This window comes from Polaromonas sp. 39-63-25, assembly GCF_002278925.1.
Classification (GTDB): Bacteria; Pseudomonadota; Gammaproteobacteria; order Burkholderiales; family Burkholderiaceae_C; genus Polaromonas.
This window is the reverse complement of record NZ_NCJH01000007.1, coordinates 386,211-400,890: the sequence shown is the minus strand read 5'-3', so window position 1 is coordinate 400,890 and position 14,680 is coordinate 386,211. Positions and strand designations below refer to the sequence as shown.

Annotated in this window: 11 protein-coding genes and 2 rRNA genes; 10 read left to right on the top strand and 3 right to left on the bottom strand. The window is 61.6% G+C overall.

What is annotated here, in order from left to right; genetic code table 11:
* Together B7X65_RS11645 and rrf are read left to right on the top strand one after the other, a co-directional pair.
* A 23S ribosomal RNA gene (locus B7X65_RS11645) occupies positions 1-109 on the top strand; the annotation flags it as partial.
* Positions 110-254: 145 nt separating this feature from the next.
* A 5S ribosomal RNA gene (rrf, locus tag B7X65_RS11640) occupies positions 255-367 on the top strand.
* A 182-nt stretch (positions 368-549) separates the two neighbouring features.
* On the opposite strand, the gene B7X65_RS11635 is transcribed toward rrf, so the two are convergent.
* The 3 genes from B7X65_RS11635 to B7X65_RS11625 are packed head-to-tail and all read right to left on the bottom strand — an operon-like array spanning position 550 to position 4,025.
* Positions 550-1,470, bottom strand: a complete 921-nt coding sequence (locus B7X65_RS11635) for an MBL fold metallo-hydrolase (RefSeq protein WP_293594455.1) — start codon at positions 1,468-1,470, stop codon at positions 550-552.
* Positions 1,471-1,491: 21 nt separating this feature from the next.
* On the bottom strand, positions 1,492-3,177 hold the full coding sequence (locus tag B7X65_RS11630) for an AMP-binding protein (RefSeq protein ID WP_293594454.1): 1,686 nt from the start codon (positions 3,175-3,177) through the stop codon (positions 1,492-1,494).
* Between the two features lie 59 nt (positions 3,178-3,236).
* Entirely contained in the window at positions 3,237-4,025 is a 789-nt protein-coding gene (locus B7X65_RS11625) for a hypothetical protein (RefSeq protein WP_324487894.1), read from the bottom strand.
* A 14-nt stretch (positions 4,026-4,039) separates the two neighbouring features.
* Here B7X65_RS11625 and B7X65_RS11620 point away from each other — a divergent pair, with 14 nt between their 5' ends.
* The 8 genes from B7X65_RS11620 (at position 4,040) to B7X65_RS11585 (ending at position 14,622) form a co-directional block, all read left to right on the top strand.
* The gene (locus B7X65_RS11620; protein ID WP_293594453.1) at positions 4,040-4,546 is read left to right on the top strand and encodes a hypothetical protein; all 507 of its coding nucleotides are present in this window, start codon (positions 4,040-4,042) and stop codon (positions 4,544-4,546) included.
* A 16-nt stretch (positions 4,547-4,562) separates the two neighbouring features.
* On the top strand, positions 4,563-6,188 hold the full coding sequence (locus B7X65_RS11615; protein WP_293594452.1) for a GMC family oxidoreductase: 1,626 nt from the start codon (positions 4,563-4,565) through the stop codon (positions 6,186-6,188).
* 24 nt (positions 6,189-6,212) lie between these two features.
* Entirely contained in the window at positions 6,213-7,118 is a 906-nt protein-coding gene (locus B7X65_RS11610) for an alpha/beta fold hydrolase (RefSeq protein ID WP_096696657.1), read from the top strand.
* Positions 7,119-7,211: 93 nt separating this feature from the next.
* Entirely contained in the window at positions 7,212-8,330 is a 1,119-nt protein-coding gene (locus tag B7X65_RS11605) for a response regulator (protein ID WP_293594451.1), read from the top strand.
* 30 nt (positions 8,331-8,360) lie between these two features.
* Complete coding sequence (locus B7X65_RS11600; RefSeq protein ID WP_293594450.1) at positions 8,361-11,786, top strand: response regulator; 3,426 nt, start codon at positions 8,361-8,363, stop codon at positions 11,784-11,786.
* Between the two features lie 272 nt (positions 11,787-12,058).
* Positions 12,059-12,715 (top strand): helix-turn-helix transcriptional regulator, encoded by a 657-nt coding sequence (locus tag B7X65_RS11595; RefSeq protein WP_293594449.1) that lies wholly within the window; start codon positions 12,059-12,061, stop codon positions 12,713-12,715.
* A 64-nt stretch (positions 12,716-12,779) separates the two neighbouring features.
* Positions 12,780-13,439: a Crp/Fnr family transcriptional regulator gene (locus tag B7X65_RS11590; protein ID WP_293594448.1), complete on the top strand. Its 660-nt coding sequence runs from the start codon at positions 12,780-12,782 to the stop codon at positions 13,437-13,439.
* Positions 13,440-13,533: 94 nt separating this feature from the next.
* Entirely contained in the window at positions 13,534-14,622 is a 1,089-nt protein-coding gene (locus B7X65_RS11585; protein WP_293594447.1) for a M4 family metallopeptidase, read from the top strand.
* Positions 14,623-14,680: the final 58 nt, after the last annotated feature.

Here is a 14,680-nt window from a genome sequence, read left to right as displayed (position 1 = left end):
CTTGAGCCCCCTAAAGAGTCGTTCAAGACCAGGACGTTGATAGGTCAGGTGTGGAAGCGCAGTAATGCGTTAAGCTAACTGATACTAATTGCTCGTGCGACTTGACCCTATAACTTTGATTAGATTCAAGGTTGTTATGCCAAAGTGACGCATTCAAAATACTGCACTCGCAAGAGTGCAAGACATTAAATAAAAGCTGATTTGCTCTATGAATTCGATGGGTTGTTCCTTGAACAATCGATCAAAAAGTTATGCCTGATGACCATAGCAAGTTGGTACCACTCCTTCCCATCCCGAACAGGACAGTGAAACGACTTAGCGCCGATGATAGTGCGGATTCCCGTGTGAAAGTAGGACATCGTCAGGCTCTTACAGCAAGATGCGCCCAGTTGATAACGTCAACTGGGCGTTTTCTTTTGTGCGGCTGAAAATGCCCTGGCCTTCAAATGAAAAACTCCGTACCTAAAGACGCGGAGTTTTTTTTATGGGCGCACGGGTCTGGAGCCCTGCTTTGAGCAGGCTATGCCGTTTCTGGATCTTCCGCTGGCCTCAGGCATTGAAGACCATCGCGCCCTCTTTGAGGGCAACCGCGGAGCGAACCAGCTCATCGGTGAGTTGAGCGATCCAATCCACCATGGGAGTGGCGAGGAAAAACCTCTCGCGAATAAGCTGGAAATAACGTGTGCCGGCAGCCCAGTTCGCGAAATCAGCGTAAAGCAGTTGCTGCTGTTCAAGGAGCTTGAACTTGAGCAGGACCTTGGCCGCATGGTGCGCATGCCGTGCCGGGTTCTTGACAAAAGCGTCGAGTCGCTCGCGGGATCGCGCAAGGACCTCTGCCCGGTACATAAACACAGGGCCATGACCAGGGATGACCCAGCGAGGATCCAGCTGCTCAATCAGATCGAGCGTGGCTCCGACCTCACCGAATGCTCTTTCACCTTCCAGTTCCGGGAAAACCACGCCGAACCCCTTTTCCCACAAGGCATCGGCGGAGATCAATGTGCGTGAAGAGGGTTCGAACAGAACAAGCGAATGAGGATCGTGTCCCGGTGCAGCGTGAATTTGCCACATCACATCAGCCAGCGGGATTTCTGCGCCCGGCAAGAGGCAACCGTCGTACTTGAAGCGGGGGCAAAGTTGTCCAGTTGGCAGATAAGTCAGGGCCTCTGCATCCCATATCGCCACCAGATCAGCCTGACCGGGTGGAATAAGGGTCGTAAGTCCGGGATACGCCTGCTGGAGCGCAGCATTGCCGCCACAGTGATCGCTGTGCAAATGGGTGTTCAGCAACAAATTCAATGACCGCCCGCGCAGCGCTGATTGAGCCAGTTCAACAGTCTGGTCCGAATGCGTGCTGTAACCGCTGTCAACAAGAGCACATGACTCGCCCCCCAAAAACAGGACATTGTTTGACGACAGCCAGCCCCGCTCAAAAACCTGGAGGCCTTTGGGCAGCGTCATGTCAGGCATCGCACAGCCTGAAGAGAGCCATCAGGCCGCTGTTCGCAGTTCACGTCGGAGGATTTTTCCGACATTGGTTTTAGGCAGGTCGTCCCGAAACTCGATGTATTTGGGGCGCTTGTAACCCGTGAGATTCTGCTTGCAATACTCGGCAATCTGTTCTTCCGTGAGCGTAGGATCGCTTTTGACGATGAAAATCTTGATGGCCTCCCCCTGCTTGTCGTCTGCGATGCCAATGGCCGCACATTCAACGACACCCGGGCACAGGGAGACGACATTTTCGAGCTCATTGGGAAAGACGTTGAAGCCGGAAACAATGATCATGTCCTTCTTGCGGTCGACAATTTTCGTATAGCCTCGCTCATCCATGATGCCGATGTCCCCGGTTCGCATGAACCCGTCGTCGGTAAAGGCCTTCTCGTTCTCGGCGGGTTGCTGGTAATAACCGGTCATCACCTGCGGGCCCTTGATGCAGATCTCGCCCGACTCGCCAACCGGCAGCGAACGACCCTCATCGTCCTTGATCGCAATCTCTATGCTGGGTAGCGGAAGGCCGATGGTGCCGCTGAACTCGGTATTGAGAACAGGGTTGTTGGTGCCGATCGCGCAAGTCTCGCTCATGCCCCAGCCTTCAATCATGGGGCACCCGGTGACTTGCAACCAGTGTTTGGCCGTTCCCTCGGAGGCAGCCATGCCGCCCGCTTGGGACACGCAGAGATGGGAAAAATCAACGCTCTTGATTTGCGGATGTTGCAGGAGTGCGTTGAACAAGGTGTTGACTGCCGGAAGCATGTGAAACGGGCGCTTTTTCAGTACTTCAATAAACTTCCCGAAATCACGAGGGTTCGGGATCAGTGTCAGATGGGATCCCCAGCGGATCGCCAGCAGGCACAGTGTCAACGCGAAGATATGGTACAGCGGCAATGCAGCGATGCCGTTGGTTTTACTGACATCTCCAAGACGACGCAGAGCCGGGGTGAACCAGGCTTCTGCCTGCAGGATGGCTGCGACGATATTGCGGTGCGTCAGGACCGCGCCTTTGGACAAACCTGTGGTCCCGCCTGTGTATTGCAGAAAGGCGACTGAATCCAGAGTGCTTTGGGCGGGTTTGAGGACCATCCCCCCACCGTCGGTGATGGCGCGTTTGAAAGGTGTCACTGTGCGGCCATTGGTCAGCGGCAGTTTGTAAGCTGGGACCATTTTTGCGAGGTGCCGGACGGCGAAGGTGATCCAGCGGCCATACCAGGGGCCCAGCAAATCCCCCATGGACGCGATCACAACGTGTTTGACGGGCGTCCTGTCAATCACCTCTTCAAGCGTCCCCGCAAAATTCTCCAGGATCACGATGCTGGTGGCGCCCGAGTCCTTGAGCTGGTGCTCGAGTTCGCGTGCGGTGTAGAGCGGGTTGACGTTCACGCAGGTGTAGCCAGCGCGCAGGATTCCCGCCATGGTGACCGCAAACTGCGGAATATTCGGCAGCATGATGGCCACCCGCGCACCGGGCTCCAGTCCCAGATGCTGCAACCAAGCGCCTAGCGCTGAGGACAGCTCATCCAGCTCCCCGTAGGACATCCAGCGATCCATGCAGACTGAAAAAGGGCGCGTTGCATTTTTCCTGAAGGAGTCCTCAAGCAACTGGTTTAGCGAGCGGAACTGCTCGGGGTCGATGTCGTGCGGCACACCCTCGGGATAACTCTTGAGCCAGAACTTGTCCATTAAAAACTCCTTGTGCGCCATTGTGAAAGCAGCGGAGCATCACGCGTATGGGGCTTGTCCTAATGCAGAGGTGTACGGACAAGAAGTTGACGCAAAAAGGTCTCGCAGGCGACAGCATCATCGCTGAAGAGGGAATGAATCAAGGCTGATTCCCGGGCCTCCACCACATTCAAAAATTCCGTGGCGCCTTTCATCTGGGAAAAAGCATCAAACCCGGCTTCAAGAAAATTCTGCAGTGCGCTCAGTCCTGCGGCTGCCGCCGGCGTCCGCATCATCTTCAGCAGGCTGCGCAGGCCCCGCATATGTGTGAGGTGGTCAAGCTCCTGGCCGAGGTGCAGAACCACCTGCAGTTGCCGCTGCCGCGCCGCCATGTCACCGACCGCGCGCCAGCACCGGATGTAGCGGGCGGCCTGTCCGCCTGCACGGTCGAGCAGCCATTGCTGCGCCATCCGGTCATCCAGCGCCTCGGTCAGGGCGTGCACTTCGGCCAGAGCTGCCGCTGTTTCGGCCACCGCCTCGGGGAAAAGACGGGCGATGGTGTTTGCAATCCGGGAAAACTGCTGGTCCCGCTGCGCATAGTCCTTGTCGCCATACAACTCGTCCAGGAAAAAAGAAGCTGCTCGCCGATAGCGGTGGCTGTCGAGGAGGTCGGCGTAAGTTGCCGTGAAACGCTGCGCCTGGAAACGCTTGACCTCCAGGCAGGCGACATGAAGTTCGGGGTTGGCCAGGCGGCTTTGCCGCAGCAGCGAAACGACCTGCATGGCTTCGCGAATTCGGGAGGCGGCTGGGTCCATATAAACACCGAGTTTATCTAGGTGTGGCGCCCTATTGAAAGCGCAGGCGTGCATGCGAAACTCCAGCCATGCAAAGAAGGACCTTACTCAAGCTCGGTGTGCTATCCGCAGAGGTGCTGGTCCTTGCCGGTGGCGCAGCAGCCCTGCTGTCGCCGGGTTTGCGCGAGGGCCTGCTCAGTCCCGCCGGTCGCGAGGTCTTCAAAGCCGTCGGCCGTGCCGTGCTCGATCAAAGCCTGCCGCGCGAGGATGCCCCGAGGCAGGACGCCCTGACGGGTTTGCTGAACCGCGTGGATGAACTGGCCCTGGCATTGCCACCCCATGCGCAGGCCGAGCTCTCGCAACTGCTGTCGCTGCTGGCCAGTGACCCGGGGCGCCGCGCACTGGCCGGACTGGGTGATCAGTGGTCCTTGGCCACAGAGGCCCGGATCCAGCAGTCACTCCAGCAGATGCGGCTGTCGGGGCTGGTGCTTCGCCGGCAGGCTTATGCCGCATTGCATGACATCACCGCAGCGGCTTATTTTTCAGATCCGTCCACCTGGCCGCAACTGGGCTATCCCGGTCCGGTACGGATCTGAAAGTAGTGAATACCGCATGAGTCACATCCCAGACCCGATCCTTGAGGGTTTGACGCGCGGCTGGAAAGTTCTGGGCGGCGCCCTGGGCCCCGCACCCGAAAAAATTGTCTGCGATGTTGCCATTGTCGGCAGCGGCGCCGGTGCCGGCATCACCGCCGAGTTGCTTGCCAGGGCCGGTTTGCAGGTGGTGATGATCGAAGAGGGGCCGCTGAAAAGCAGCAGCGACTTCCGCCAGAGGGAGTCGGACGCCTATCCGCAGCTTTACCAGGAGAGTGCTGCGCGAAAGACCGAAGACAAGGCGATCAACATCCTGCAGGGTCGCTGTGTCGGTGGCTCCACCACCGTCAACTGGACCAGTTCTTTCAGGACGCCCGCGCCGACCCTGCAATTCTGGCAGGACCGGTTTGGCCTGGCGGACTACAGCGTGGAGGCGCTTGCCCCCTATTTTGCCCAAGCCGAGCAGCGCCTGAACATCCTGCCGTGGCTCACCGCCCCCAACGAAAACAATGACTTGTTGCGCCGGGGGGCGGCCAGACTGGGTATCCAGGCGGCGGCCATTTCGCGCAACGTCAAGGGCTGCTGGAGTCTGGGCTCCTGCGGCCTGGGTTGCCCGACCAATGCGAAGCAATCCATGCTGGTGACCACCATCCCGGCCGCGCTGGACCGTGGTGCGCAATTGCTGACCGAAATGCGCGTGGAAAAGTTCGAACTGGCCAACGGCAAGGTCATCGCGCTGTACTGCCGCCGTGTGATGCCAAATGGGGCTCCAGACCCCGCTACATCTGCGCAGATGGCTACTAAAATAATAGCAAAACATTTTGTGCTGGCGGGTGGTGCGATCAATTCACCGGCGGTGCTGCTGCGTTCGAACGCACCCGATCCGCACGGGCTGCTGGGAACCCGGACTTTCCTGCATCCGGTGGTGATGAGCTCGGGGGTGTTCGAGCAGAAAGTCCAAGCCTGGAGCGGCGCTCCGCAAACCATTTACACCGATCATTTCCTCGACACCCAGGCCATCGATGGGCCCATCGGCTACAAGCTGGAGGCGCCGCCGCTGCATCCCATTATTTTTGCATCGACGGTGCCGGGTTTTGGCCAGCGCCAGCAGGCATTGCTGGAGAGGTTCCCGCACAACCATACCCTGCTGGCTTTGCTGCGTGACGGCTTCCACGACCAGTCACGCGGCGGAAAAGTCAAATTACGCGCAGACGGCTCCGCCGTGCTGGATTACCCACTGACCGACTATGTGATGGACGGCGCCCGCCGCGCCTTGCTGTCGATGCTGGAAATCCAGTTCGCCGCAGGCGCACGCCAGGTGCTGCCCCTGCATGAAATGGCCCACCCCTACACAAGCTGGGGCGAAGCGCGCGATGCGGTCAACGCCCTGCCCATGAAGCCGCTGCTCACCAAGGTCGTGAGTGCGCACGTGATGGGGGGCTGCGGCCTGGGCGGCGAGGAAAAGCGGGGGGTGACGCGACCCGACGGCGTGCACTGGCAGCTTGACAACCTGTCGGTTCACGATGGCTCGATTTTTCCCACCAGCATTGGGGCCAACCCCCAGTTGTCGATTTACGGCACCGTGAACCGGCTGGCGCAGGGACTGGTCAAAAGGCTGACGGGGCGCGACGTCGCCCTGGCCTGAGCCGCAACCGGCGAGACTCCACCCATGCTGGCACGCCTTCAGCAACTGATCACTGTGTCGCTGCTTGCCGCCGCGGCCGGATGGTTGGTGTTTTCCTGGGAGAGCTCGGCGCTGCTGGCCCTGGCTGGCTTTGGGGTCCTGGTGCTGGGCTACTCGGGCTTTCTTGCCCTGGAGTTTGTGGCGCTGCGATTCATCAACCGGGGGGATCCCGTGCCGCGTCCGGCGTGGCAAGAACTCGCCGGTGCCTGGCTGGGCGAGACGCTCGTGGCCCCCCGGGTTTTTTGCTGGCACCAACCTTTTCGCTCCCTGGCGGTTCCCGATCAGTTGTCGGTGAACGCTGTCGAAAAAGGCCGGCGTGGGATCGTGTTCATCCATGGATTTTTCTGCAATCGGGGCTTCTGGACCCCCTGGCTGAAGCGGCTTCAAGGGACGGGGCACGCATTTGTCGCCCTCAACCTGGAGCCGCCCTTTGCCTCCATTGACGACTACGCACCGTTGATCGACGAGGCGGTCCAGCGCGTGACCGCGGCCACCGGCCTGCCGCCGCTGATCGTGTGCCACAGCATGGGGGGGCTGGCCGCCCGTGCCTGGCTCAGGATCATGAAGGCCGAGGCGCGGGTCTGCCATGTGGTGACCATCGGGACGCCGCATCGGGGCACCTGGCTGGCCCGTTTCAGCCTTGTCACCAACGGCCGCCAGATGCAATTGTCCGGACCCTGGCACCGGGAGCTGGACCTGGACATGCCGTCCCACCGCCATGCACTGTTCACTTGCTGGTATTCCAACTGCGACAATATCGTGTTTCCCAGCTCCACTGCGACGCTTCCCGGTGCTGACAACCGGTTGGTGCACGGTGCCGCTCACGTGCAACTTGCATTTTTGCCGCAGGTCATGGATGCGAGCCTCGCGCTGGTCGGGCTCGATCCGTAAAAATTGGCAGACGCGTTAGCTAAAACTTCTTACTCGGTAACAAATTGTGTAAGCTAGAGGCCGGCCGCGTTTCGCTTAATGCTTGGGATAAAAATGCCTCTGATAGTGGTCATGGAAGACGACGCCGCCACGCGGACGCTGGTGGCATCGGTGCTCAGGAAAGACGGGTACGACGTACTGTCGGCCGACAACGGCCTGTCCGGGCTCGAGCTGGTGCGCCAGAACAAGCCGGACCTGGTCATCAGCGATGTGCAGATGCCGGTGATGGACGGGTTTGCCATGCTGCAGGCCCTGCGTGCCGGTCCGGCCATCCTGGGCACGCCGGTGGTCCTGCTGACCTCGCTGCAGGAGCGGGCCCATATGCGCATTGGCATGACCAGCGGTGCCGACGACTACATCACCAAACCTTTCCGCCCCGGCGAGTTGCGCGAGGCTGCGGCCGCGCAGCTGAACAAGCGTCACATGCAGGCGGCCGTACAGGTCATGGCGGTGGAAGCTGCGGTGCAGGCCGCCCTGGAGGACCAGAAGCAGCATCTGGCCCGCCTGTATGAAAAAAAACTGGCCTCCGAACTGAGCGACAAGTGGCCTGCGGCGGATGCATCGAGCCAGGACGAGAAGTTTTCGAATGCCACCGTCCTGTTCGTCGACGTGCTCAATTACGCGGGGCTGGCTGAAAAACTCTCCAGCACGGAGTTGAGCGATGTGGTGCGGCAGTTCTACAACAACGCCGGCGATACCGTGCATCTGTTCGGCGCGCGTCACATGCAATTTGTTGGCGAGGGCCTGATGGTCGTTTTTGTCGACAGCACGGACACGACCTCGGTCAATCACGGCTTACGTGCCGCCCGTGCCGCCCTGGGCCTGCTCGACGCTGCCAAACGCGTGCAGCAGTTTCTCAATTCCCATTTCCCCGGGCAGGGGCTGCCGCGTTTCGATGTCAGCGTGGCCTTGAACAGCGGTCCCGTGGCGCTGGCCCGACTTGAAGATCCCCTGCATGGCAGTGTGCAGATACTGCCGGTGGGCGACACGGTGAGCGCCACGTTGCTCCTGCAGAAGCAGGCCTACAAGGCTGGCTGGCAGATCGCAGCCAGTGTGGCCATGTTGCGCGGTGTTACGGGCGCGGTGAACACCGGTGGGCGGGCGCTGGTGTCCCTGCCCGGTCGGACGGCCGCCATCGATGCCGCCGAGTTGCTGGGCCTGGCGCTCGCCTGACCAGTGGGTGAGTTGGCAGATCGCAGCTCCATGCCAAGGAAAACGTTTTCCCTGCGCCGGGTCCTGGTGGCCAGTTTGCTGGTGTTTGCGCTCGTGCCGGCGGGGCTGGTGGCCTGGCTCATGGCGCGCAGCAGTGACCAGGCGGTGCAGGAGCTGGCCGGGGGAATTTTGTTCAACGTGGCGGCCAGGGTGCAGTCTGGAACGGAAGCCCATTTGGGGCAGGCACACACCATACTGAACGGCCTGTTTCCCGAGCGCCTGAGCACCACCCAGACCGAGCAGGCCCGAGACTGGCTGCGCCAGAGTTCGGCCTTTGAGTCCATGGCGTTCGCGCTGGGCAGACAGTCAGCAGATGTGCCCCACCTTTATTTCGGCAACAGCCGGGGCGAGTATTTTTCGGTGGAAAACGCAAGTGTTGGCACGACCGTGCAGTTCCGTGGCCCCGCGGACACGGGGCTTCAGGCCTTCACCGCGCGCCGGCCCGGCGACCGCAGCCGGCCTCTGGCAGTTGCGCAGACCCACTTCGAGCCCCGCACCCGGGGCTGGTACCAGGGGGCCCTGGTCGCCAAGGGCCGCGTGTTCTCCCCGATTCAGGTGGTTCCCGGGAAACCGCAACTGTTCGTGACGCTGTCCCAGCCAGTGTACGACGTGGATGGAGGCGCAGCGGGCGTGTTTGGTGTGGACCTCTATCTGCAGCGGCTGGCCGACCTGCTGCAAACGCAACGCATCAGCGCTCGTGGTGCGGCTTTCGTGGTGGACGAGCGGGGGTGGCTGGTCGCCGGGTCGGCCGGGGACCCCTTGTTCGACGACGCGCCGGGGCAGTCTGCGCGGCGAAGCCCCCAGCACAGCGCGAACCCGGTGATTCGCGAAAGTTTTGCAGCGCTGCAGCGCGAGCAGGCCCGCAAGCGCGAGGATTCGGTGGCCGTCAACACGGCGTTGCAGCGGATCCCCATGCAGGGCGGCACCCTGCTGATGGTGCAACGCCCCTTCGGCGAATCAGCGGGCTTGCGCTGGACCCTGGTGGTGGCCGCGCCCGAGAGCGATTTCACCGCTGAGATCACTCGCGCCTGGAAGGTGTCCCTGACCCTCATTGGCGGGCTGGTCCTGCTTGGGGCGGCCGCAGCGTTTTATGTCGCCAACCGCATCGGGCGCCGGCTCAAGCGCCTGAGCGTGGCTGCGCAAAAACTCGGGCGGGGTGAAGTGCCGCGCATCGACAGCGGCACGCATTTGCGGGAGGTTATGGAGCTTTCGCGGGTCATGCACTCCAGCGCCGAGCAACTGAAGCATTACCGTGCCGAGGTGCAGGCCAAAGCCCGGGTGATCGAAGAGGCCAACGAGCGTCTGGAGGAGCGGGTGGCACAGCGCACGGTCGAGCTGCTCGCCTCGCGTGAAGAGGCCTTGCAGGCAGCCCGGGCCAAAGCCGCATTTCTGGCGACCATGAGCCACGAGATCCGCACCCCCCTGAACGGCGTGGTGGGCATGAGTACCCTGCTCGCCGAGACCGCGTTGGACGACGAGCAGAGCGACTACCTGCAGACCATCCGCCTGTCGAGCGACCAGTTGCTGGCCGTCATCAACGACATTCTGGATTTCTCGAAAATCGAGTCGGGCAAGCTGGATCTGGAATCTGAACCCCTGAGCCTGCGCAGTGCGATCGAGGGGGCCTGTGACATTGCCGCCCCCCGCGCCCGGGAAAAAAACCTGGAGCTGATCGTTGACGTGCCGGAGGCCGCGGGCAACGGCTCGCCTGCCCTGCCGGCAGCGATCTCCGGAGACGTGACGCGGATCCGCCAGGTGCTGATCAACCTGATCAACAACGCCGTCAAATTCACTGAAAAAGGTGAAGTGACCGTGAGTGCGCGTTCCTTGCCCAACCCCGGTGACCCGGCCCGGGTGCGCGTCGAATTCCGCGTGTCCGATTCCGGCATAGGTATTCCGTCCGACCGCGTGGGCTCGCTGTTCCAGGCCTTCACCCAGGTAGACGCTTCCACCACGCGCAAGTACGGCGGTACCGGCCTGGGGCTGGCGATATGCAAGCGGCTGGTCGAACTCATGGACGGCGACATCGGCGTGGACAGCGTGCCGGGCAAGGGCTCCACCTTCTGGTTCACGATCCAGGCGCCGCCGGCCGAACTGCCCGCGGTGGCTGCAACTGTCGACGCGGCTGCCCTGCATGGGAAACGCGCGCTGGTGGTGGACGACCACGTCACCAATGTCCGGGTCCTGACGCGGCAGCTCCAGCTATGGGGCATGCAGGTGACTACCGCCGAGTCAGGCGCGCAGGCCTTGCAGGCGCTGGCGCTGGCGCAAAACGGGGGGGCGCTGCCAGACCTCATCATCACCGACATGCACATGCCTGAAATGGATGGCGTGGCGCTTTCCCGCGTTATCAAGGCCACGGCGCCGTTGGCCGCAATACCGCTGGTGCTGCTGACGTCCGGTTTCATGCCGCCAGGCCATGAGGCCGCCCGGCTGTTCGAGGCGCGGCTGCTCAAGCCCGCCCGGCAGCGGCAATTGTTCGACGCGCTGGCACGCTGCCTGTCGGTACCGGGCAGCCAGAAGTCGCCCTCGGAATCAACCGCCGCCGAAGGCCTGGCCGTTGCGAAAAACCTGACCTTGCTGGTGGTGGATGACAACGCTGTCAATCTCAAGGTGGCCTGCGCCATGCTGGCCAGGCTGGGTTACCACACTGCCACCGCGCTGGACGGGCGCGAGGCGGTGCAGGCCGTGGCACGTGCCCACGGTGCGGGCTCGCGCTTTGGTGCGGTGCTGATGGACATCAACATGCCGCGCATGAACGGCTTTCAGGCCACCCAGCAAATTCAGGCCATGATGGGCAGGAATGCGCCCCCCGTCATTGCGCTGACCGCGGCCGCCTCTCCCGAGGACCGCGCCCGCTGCACGGCGGCGGGTATGGACGACTACCTGACCAAACCGCTGCATGTTGCCGCGTTGGCCCAGGCACTGGAGCGCTGGCTGCCCATGATGACGGCCGCTGCGGGAGGCTCTGGTGGATTTGCAACGGCTCCCCCGGTGCGGGGCCAGGGGATCGCCGCCGGGCCGCAGGCTGTGGCGCCGACGCCAAAAAGTGGCCCTGTGCCTGCGGTTGAACCCGTGCTGATGGACCTGGAGCGCCTGGCCCAGTTCAAGGAGTTCGACGACGACGCGCTGACCATGACGCGCGAGGTGATCGGCCTGTTTGTCGCCGACGCCTCCCAGCGCCTGAGCGCCATTGAAGAGAGTATCCGTGCCGGCGACGCTGCCGCCCTGGCTTGGGCGACCCACGCCCTGATAGGCGCTACCAGCAACGTCGGCGCCGTGGCCATGCAAACCGTGTGCAGTGAGCTGGAACTGGTGGCAAAAACCGGTGAGATCCCGGCCAACGCCCTCCAGCAACTGGAAAGGCTTCAGACCTACTGGGCCAAGACCAGCGTCATCCTTGACACTTGGGTCTGAGGCTGCCGTCTTTTTGCGGGTTTCGGGAAGTTAGGAGAGCATATTTCCTGGCGTGAGCTTCGTCCATGAAAAGTTTGCACCCACTTACTGATGGTGAATTCGACCCTGTGGTGTGCTGGGGAAATCATCAAATCCGGTCAGATTCGGTCTACGGTCACCTCAAGTGTCATCTGCAATTGTGACTTTGTTCACAAAATCGAGACTCCATATTCACTATCCAGAATCGGGCAGGCTTCATACGCTTAACAACCTGTAACAGCTAAGCCCTGAAGATGAACACCCTGTTGACCGCTGGATTCCTGGATGCTTCCCTGCCACAGGACGCGACCCGCCCGCACGCAGGTCCGGACGTGCTGTCGCTGCTGGTTGACGTACTGGGCCACGGCGTCATTGTGGTGGGTGAGCACGGCCAGATCATCCACGCCAATCGTGCGGCCCGCACCGAGCTGAACCGTCATCGGGTGCTCAACAGGGTGGGCGGGGAAGTCCATGCCACGACGCCGGCAGACTGCAAAACGCTCCAGAATGCCTTGGGCAAGGCGGTGGCAGGCAAGCGCAGCCTGATCAATGTGTCTGGCGCCGGACTGACCCTGACGCTGGCCGTTGTGCCCCTCAAACCCGACGCCGATGCCTGGGATGCCCGCATCGCCCTGCTTTTTGCGCGTGCCGAAGTCTGCGAATCCGGCATGTTCGGTTTTTTTGCGCGCAGTTACGGGCTGACCCAGACTGAAGAGCAGGTGCTCGCCATCTTGTGCCGGGGCCTGAGCACGCCGGAAATTGCCGTCCAGCTGAAGGTGGCTGTTTCCACGGTACGCAGCCATGTGCGTAGCCTCTGCGCAAAAACCGGGTCCAGCGGTGTGCGCGAGCTGGTGAACCGTGTCGCCGTTTTGCCACCGGTGGCGCCTTTGCACCTGGCCCAAATTCACTGAAAGGGCCTGTTGCCCCCAAGCGGCCCACACTTGGGGGCCGCCGCGTGCTAGATTACGGCTCATCATGAGCACGTCAATACCTTCAAACGAAGACCTTTTTACGCCACTGGTTCCCGAGTTGCGCTCGCTGGCTCGCCGCGGCGTGTTGCGGACCTACCGAAAAAATGCGGTGTTGATCAATGAGGGTGAATCCGGCGACAGCCTGTTTGTCCTGCTCAAGGGAAGTGTCAAGGTATTCGCCATGGACGAAAGCGGACGCGAAATCACTTACGGGACGGTCAATGCGGGCGACTATTTCGGTGAGATGTCGCTCGACGGCGGGCCCCGATCTGCCTCGGTGATGACGCTGGAGCCCTGCACTTGCGCGGTGCTGAGCCGGGCAGATGTCAGTGAACACCTGGTGGAAGAGCCTGAATTTGCCATCAATCTCGTGGTTCAGGTGATACGCCGGGCCCGTTCCGCGACAGAGACGGCGCGGAACATGGCGCTGCTCGACGTATACGGGCGACTGGTTGCCTTGCTGGAAGAGCGTCGGGAAGACACCGGCGAAGCACCCGGCGGCAGCGCCACGCTGGAGTCCATCACCCATCAGGACATCGCCAATCGCGTGGGCGCCTCGCGCGAGATGGTCAGCCGGCTGCTCAAAGACCTCGAAAAAGGGGGCTACATCGAACTGGGCATCCGGCGCATCACGTTGCTCAAGAAACTGCCCAGCCGCTGGTAGGCCGGTTCGGGTGGCCTATTTCCCGTATGGCGACGAGTCGCTGCCAATAGCGCAAATGGCTGTTGACCGCTTGTGTGCTCAAGAGGTCACGGCCGTGGGCCCCGCCTATCGCTGCGCATGTTTTGCAGTTCCTTCCAAATTGCTCAGGAAGCTCGCCGACAAAGCCGGGGAGGCTGATCGCCATGTCATCCATGGCCACATGGAAAGTGCCTCGCGCCTTCGTACGCAGCGCAGCGCATGGGCTCCCCAGGCGCCGGCAGCGTCACTGCCGCAGGCGCTTCATTCCGCCCCGTCCTGGCGGCGCAGTATTTTTGATGCAGGCACGGACACCGTGCTTCCAGGCAAGCCCGTACGGGACGAGGGCGACAAGCCGGTCAAGGATCACGCCGCCAACCAGGCCTATGACAATGCCGGCATCACGCTTGATTTTTACCTGAAGGTTTTTGGCCGGCATTCGATCGACAACCGCAGCATGCGGGTCGAGTCTGCGGTGCATTTCGGAAAAAATTTCGGCAATGCGATGTGGACCGGCGACCGGATGGTCTACGGAGATGGCGACCAGAACGTGAGTGGATTTACCGCTGCACTGGACATCATTGCCCATGAACTCACGCACGGCGTCACGCAGCACATGATCGCTGGCGGGCTGGGTGTTGTTCGGGTGGCTCCGAAGGATCGCGAATTCAAGGAGCAGACACATGCGCTCCAGGGGCAGAGCGGCGCGCTCAATGAGTCTTTTTCCGATGTTTTCGGCAGCATGGTCAAACAGTGGCACGCGGGGCAGGACGTCGCGCAAGCCAACTGGTTGCTCGGTGAGCACATGCTTGCGCCGCAGCACGGCCGGGCCATCCGCTCTCTCAAGGACCCAGGCAACCGCCAGCTGACGTGGTACGAAGACGAGCAGTTCAAGAACATGGAGCAGTATGTCGATGGCGCTGACGTGCATGACGGCTCCGGCATTCCCAATCACGCCTTTTACCTGGCGGCCCGAAAAATAGGCGGGTACTCCTGGGAAAAAGCCGGGCCGATCTGGTACGAGGCCTTCGCTAAACTCAAGCCCAAGGCCAGTTTTCAGGATGCAGCGCGAGCAACCACAGACGTGGCCTCCCAGCGCTTTGGCGTTAAGTCAAAAGAATGCAAGGCCGTCATGTCGGCCTGGCAGGCTGTCAAGGTGATCACCTGAACCCGGGTGCAAATGCCTTGCTTTGTGAGGGGTACCGTGTAACGATTCGTAGTGGTCC

Coding starts and splice junctions, on each gene's coding strand:
- B7X65_RS11635 (WP_293594455.1), bottom strand. CDS start 1,470: ATGCCTGACATGACGCTGCCCAAAGGCCTCCAGGTTTTTGAGCGGGGC.
- B7X65_RS11630 (WP_293594454.1), bottom strand. CDS start 3,177: ATGGACAAGTTCTGGCTCAAGAGTTATCCCGAGGGTGTGCCGCACGAC.
- B7X65_RS11625 (WP_324487894.1), bottom strand. CDS start 4,025: ATGCACGCCTGCGCTTTCAATAGGGCGCCACACCTAGATAAACTCGGT.
- B7X65_RS11620 (WP_293594453.1), top strand. CDS start 4,040: ATGCAAAGAAGGACCTTACTCAAGCTCGGTGTGCTATCCGCAGAGGTG.
- B7X65_RS11615 (WP_293594452.1), top strand. CDS start 4,563: ATGAGTCACATCCCAGACCCGATCCTTGAGGGTTTGACGCGCGGCTGG.
- B7X65_RS11610 (WP_096696657.1), top strand. CDS start 6,213: ATGCTGGCACGCCTTCAGCAACTGATCACTGTGTCGCTGCTTGCCGCC.
- B7X65_RS11605 (WP_293594451.1), top strand. CDS start 7,212: ATGCCTCTGATAGTGGTCATGGAAGACGACGCCGCCACGCGGACGCTG.
- B7X65_RS11600 (WP_293594450.1), top strand. CDS start 8,361: ATGCCAAGGAAAACGTTTTCCCTGCGCCGGGTCCTGGTGGCCAGTTTG.
- B7X65_RS11595 (WP_293594449.1), top strand. CDS start 12,059: ATGAACACCCTGTTGACCGCTGGATTCCTGGATGCTTCCCTGCCACAG.
- B7X65_RS11590 (WP_293594448.1), top strand. CDS start 12,780: ATGAGCACGTCAATACCTTCAAACGAAGACCTTTTTACGCCACTGGTT.